At 38.1% G+C, this 231-nt stretch carries 1 pseudogene; it reads right to left on the bottom strand.

The features are described 5' to 3' along the window. Positions 1 to 231, bottom strand: a pseudogene (locus ACRHNM_RS18395) (bifunctional nuclease family protein); the annotation flags it as partial.

Below are 231 nucleotides of genomic sequence, written 5' to 3'. Positions count from 1 at the left end.
CTAATTTGTGAATGATAACTTGCTTTACAACAATATCAAATCTGTCGGCAAAATTTTTGAATAAATCGTGAGTTAAAGGTCTTGGCGGTCGAATTTCTTTCTCTAGTGCAATAGCAATAGATTGCGCTTCAAAAGCACCAATAACAATAGGAAGTTTTCTGTCACCATCAACTTCATTAAGTATTTAGGCATACGCGCCATTTTGTGTTTGGCTGTAGGCAGTCGGAGGGC

The sequence above is a fragment of the Psychroserpens mesophilus genome, assembly GCF_050617655.1.
Lineage (GTDB): Bacteria > Bacteroidota > Bacteroidia > Flavobacteriales > Flavobacteriaceae > Psychroserpens > Psychroserpens mesophilus_A.
Note: the sequence above shows the minus strand (reverse complement) of the source record. Positions and strands in the feature narration are given on the sequence as shown.